The sequence below is a fragment of the Caldimonas hydrothermalis genome (assembly GCF_056746695.1).
Genome location: NZ_JBWQXA010000025.1, coordinates 1 through 4,490, shown reverse-complemented (window position 1 = coordinate 4,490; position 4,490 = coordinate 1). Strand labels below are relative to the sequence as shown.

The window sequence follows — 4,490 nt, the reverse complement described above, 5'->3', positions numbered from 1 at the left end:
TCCGAGCAAAACGACGGCATCGGCCAGATCAACGCAGCCGTCGGCCAGCTCGACCAGATGACCCAGCAAAACGCCGCCCTGGTCGAGCAGTCCGCCGCCGCCGCCGAGTCCCTGCGCGAACAGGCACAGCGACTGGCTCAGGTCGTGGCCACCTTCCGGCTGCAAGAGCACAGCGCCACCGCTTGAAGCCCGACACCGCCCTTCCCGCAGGCCCAGTCAAGCCTGCGGAAGCAACAGGGGCTCAAGTCCCCGCCTTTTTGTGCCGAAGACACCGAACACCTGTGTGATCATGAAACAGGAGCCACTATGGGCATGATGCATCCTCCCACCATCCTGCAAGCCCCGGCGGCGCGACAAGGCGCGGTGCGCCCGTCGGCCGGCCCGACCCGCGAATACCTCACCTTCCGCCTGGGCAGCGAGGAATACGCAATCGACATCCTGAAGGTCCAGGAAATCCGAGGCTATGAAGAGCCCACGCGCATCGCCAACGCGCCACCGCACATCAAAGGCGTGCTCAACCTGCGCGGGGTGATCGTGCCCATCGTCGACTTGCGCATGCGCCTGGGCTGCGACAAGGCCGAGTACACCGAATTCACGGTGTCCATCATCCTGACTTTCCGGGACCGTGTCGTCGGCATCGTCGTCGACGCGGTGAGCGACGTCACGGAGCTCAGCGCCGAGCACATCCGCCCGGCGCCGGAAATCTCCGCCGCCGTCGATGCGCGCTACATCACCGGCTTGGGTCAGGTCGGCGATCGCATGCTCATTTTGCTTGACATCGAAAACCTGCTTTTGTCACCCAGCGTCGGCTTGGCGTGCACGGAATCCGTGATGCCCTGATCGGCCCGAAAAAAACAACAACGGAGACCAATAATGCAAATCACTCCATCTGGCAGTGTGTTGATGAAGCAAACCGCCGAAGCGCCCGGACAAGCCCCCAAGCCCGAGGCGGCGATCTCGGGCTTTTTCGCCCATCATGGCATTTGGGCCATCGGAGTGCGATGGTTTCGCAATCTGCGATTCCACACGAAAGCCTCCATCGTCAGCGGGCTGCTTTTGCTGCCCCTGTTGGTGCTGATGATGTGGACGGCCAAAGCACAATGGTTCGAGTGGAATTCGCTGTCCCGGCACGCCGTGGGCACGCAGTTGCTCCAGCAGAGCATCGAGGTCCACCACCTGGTGCTGGAACGCCGCCGCTTGGCGGCGGCTGGGCAATCAGGCACCGCGTCGGCAGCCAGCAACGACCAAGCCTTGAAGCAAGCCACGGCCCAATTGAACGGCTTGGTGCAGCAAACCGAATGGGCCGACGTGCGCGATGCCTGGCAAGCCCTGGTGCGCAGCTTGGATGAGGTGCCCATGAGCGGCGCCCCCACGGAGGTGTTTGCACGCCACAACGCCTGGCTCGATCGCTTCTACGCCTGGCAGTCGATCACGAGCAACCGCTCGCGCCTGCGCTACTCTCTTTGGGATCACATCCAGGACACTTGGTATGCCGCCGTGCATGAGCTCCCCCGCCTGGCCGACCAGGTGGCCCGCATGCGCGGCGCCTTGGCGGCCGCCAAGTCCGGCCGTGTCGCTCAAGACGAAGCCGCGCCCATCATCGCCGCGGCCAGCGCATCCGTTCAAGAGCGCTTGGCCGGTCTGGAACACACCTTGGCCCGAATCGAAGAGCACCAGGGCCTCACCCGGTCCGCGGCCGCCTTGCAGGCGGTGGAGCGTTTGATCCGCGAAGGCGCCCAAGCCTCCGGCGAAGCCCAGGTGTTGCAATTGGGCACACAGGCGATCGAGGCGATCAAGCAGCTCCAGGACGAACTCGTCGGCCAACTGGCTCACGCCGTCGAGGTCGAGAAAGGCGCGCTGGCCAATCATCTCTTGGCCTTTTTGGCCCTGCTGTCGATCAGCTTGTTGCTGGCGGTGTATTTCATCTACTCCTTCTTTCTGGTGGTCGACGGCGGTCTGCGGGAGATCTCCAAGCACATCAAGGCCATGGCCAACGGTGACCTGACCACCCAGCCCACGCCTTGGGGCAAGGACGAAGCGGCACGGGTGATGAACGACCTGCGAGTCACCCAGGAGTCCTTACGGGCGATGGTGCGCGACGTGCGAGACACCAGCGATGAGATCACCCACTCTGCCGAGGAAATCGCCAATGGCGCCATGGATCTTTCCGCACGCACCGAGCGCACTGCAGCCAACCTGGAGGAAACGGCCGCCACCATGGAGCAGATCTCTGGCACCGTGAAATCCACGGCCACCCACGCAGAGAAAGCCGCCCAGCTTGCAGAACGCAACGCCAAGGCCGCTGCAGACGGAGGCAGCGTCATGCAGCAGGTGGTAAACACCATGAACGGCATCGAGTCCTCGGCTCAACGCATTGGTGAGATCATCGGCACCATCGACGGCATCGCCTTCCAAACCAATATCCTGGCGCTCAATGCGGCGGTGGAAGCCGCGCGCGCCGGCGAAGCCGGCCGCGGGTTTGCGGTGGTCGCCTCCGAAGTGCGCAACTTGGCTCAAAGGAGCTCCTCGGCCGCCCGCGAGATCAAGTCGCTCATCCAGGCCAGCATCGAGCGCACCACCGAGGGCTCTCGCGTCGTGGCACAGGCTCATCAAGCCATCGAAACCCTGGTACGCGACGCGCAAGATCTCGGCCAAGTGATCGGCCAAATCGCCACCGGCGCGCGCGAGCAAGCCCTGGGGGTGGAGCAGATCGGGCAAGCCGCCCAAGAGCTGGACCGCAGCACACAGCAAAACGCCGCCTTGGTCGAAGAAACGGCCGCGGCCGCGCAAACGATGAAGCAGCTCACCGAGCATTTGCAGCAACGCATGCAACGCTTCCGTCTGCCGCAAGCCGCCGCCCGCCAGCTCAGCAGCGATCTGGTCGGCGAACGCACCGAGGACTTCGATTTCCAGCAAGCCATCGAAGCGCACCGGAGCTGGAAGGTCAAACTGCGCCAGGCCATTGCGAAGAAGGAAAAGCTCGACGCTGACACCCTGTGCCGCGACGATCGCTGCCCGCTGGGTCGCTGGCTGCACGGTCCGGGGGGAGCGCGTTGGGGATCACGGCCCAGCTTTCGCAGCCTCGTGGACGAGCATGCACAGTTCCATCGCACCCTCTCGGCCGTGGCCGAGCACGTGAATGCAGGCCGAATGGACCAGGCGCTCAAAGACATCGGCTCCGGCAGCCGGTTTGCCGATGCGAGCAACCGCACCATCGAGGCGATCCTGAGGCTGCAGCGCGAACTGGGCTGAGTGCCCCGTCACCGCCTTCGAAGCGCGGCTCGGCACCGAGCCGCGCTTCTTTTTGGGCGGCCCTTTGACCGCAAACGGCCGCCGCCACCCGTGAGTTACCTCACAGGGCTTGGGGTGCACCCGACTCAAGCGTGTGGCCCCGCGGACCGATAAGGACTGGACAGCGCGCGCTGCGTCGTGCGCGCCACATCACAGGCTTTCGGAGTCGTCCCATGTTCGATCGTTTGAGTTTCCGGCAGAAAATTCTCAGCATCATCGTCACCAGTCTGGCGGCGGTGGTACTGCTGACGCTCTACCACGGATACAGCACCTACCAGCGCCTGGCCGAAGACCGGCAAGCCACGCTTCAGGCAGCCGTCGAATCGATGTATGCCATCGCCAGCGGTTTTCACGCCAAAGCGCAAAAAGGCGAGCTCAGCCCAGAGCAAGCCCAGCAAGCGGCGGCCGCCGCCATTGAACAGGCCCGCTACGGCGGACCGGATGGAAAGTCAGAGTACTACTACATCTGGACCTTGGACGGTGTCGGCGTGATGCATCCCATCCGCCCCGAATGGCGCGGTCAGAACATGGCCGACAAGATCAAAGACGGCCGAGGGCGGTACCCGATCAAAGACATTGCCGATGCCTTGCGCGCCAGCGCGAACGGACGCGCCTTCGTGGACACGCATTTCCCGCGCCCCGGCCAAAACGAACCGGTGCCCAAGCTTCAGTACGCCATGGCATTCAAGCCTTGGAACTGGATGATCGGCTCGGGCGTGTATCTGGACGACCTGGCCGCGGCGGCCCGCGCTGAGATCTACAAAGCGGCGCTGCTCGGCGGCTTGTTGCTGAGCTTGATCGTCGGGGTCAGCCTGCTGGCTGGCCGCAGCATCCGCCTACAGATCGGCGGCGATCCGGCCGAGGCCCAGCGCTGCATGAACGCCATCGCCCAAGGGCGGCTGGATCTGGATCTGGGCCACCCGCCGCCCGGCAGCTTGCTCGAAAGCTTGGCTCAGATGACCGCGTCTTTGCGTCGCATGGTCGCGCAAGTGCGTGCCAGCACCGACAGCATCGCCACGGCCAGCGCCGAGATTGCACAAGGCAACCAGGACCTGAGCAGCCGCACCGAGCAGACCGCCAGCAGCCTGCAGCAAACCGCCTCGTCCATGGAGCAAATCGCCGGCACCGTCAAACACTCCGCCGACGCCGCCCGCCAGGCCAACCAGCTCGCCGCAGGAGCCTCCAGCGTCGCCCAGCGC

General features: G+C 64.5%; 3 protein-coding genes and 1 pseudogene. All 4 read left to right on the top strand.

What is annotated here, in order from left to right:
- Positions 1 to 186 (top strand): annotated as a pseudogene (locus AC1ECW_RS16140) (methyl-accepting chemotaxis protein); the annotation flags it as partial.
- 120 nt (positions 187 to 306) lie between these two features.
- Positions 307 to 840, top strand: coding sequence for a chemotaxis protein CheW (locus AC1ECW_RS16135; protein ID WP_481202284.1), 534 nt, complete (start codon positions 307 to 309; stop codon positions 838 to 840).
- Between the two features lie 63 nt (positions 841 to 903).
- Positions 904 to 3,252, top strand: coding sequence for a methyl-accepting chemotaxis protein (locus AC1ECW_RS16130; RefSeq protein ID WP_481202283.1), 2,349 nt, complete (start codon positions 904 to 906; stop codon positions 3,250 to 3,252).
- 212 nt (positions 3,253 to 3,464) lie between these two features.
- Positions 3,465 to 4,490, top strand: a 1,026-nt coding sequence (locus AC1ECW_RS16125) for a cache domain-containing protein (RefSeq protein WP_481202282.1), incomplete at its 3' end; no start/stop codon positions are given.

Bases quoted from the DNA above. Each gene is read 5' to 3' on its own strand.
- AC1ECW_RS16135 (WP_481202284.1), top strand. From the start codon at position 307: ATGGGCATGATGCATCCTCCCACCATCCTGCAAGCCCCGGCGGCGCGA.
- AC1ECW_RS16130 (WP_481202283.1), top strand. From the start codon at position 904: ATGAAGCAAACCGCCGAAGCGCCCGGACAAGCCCCCAAGCCCGAGGCG.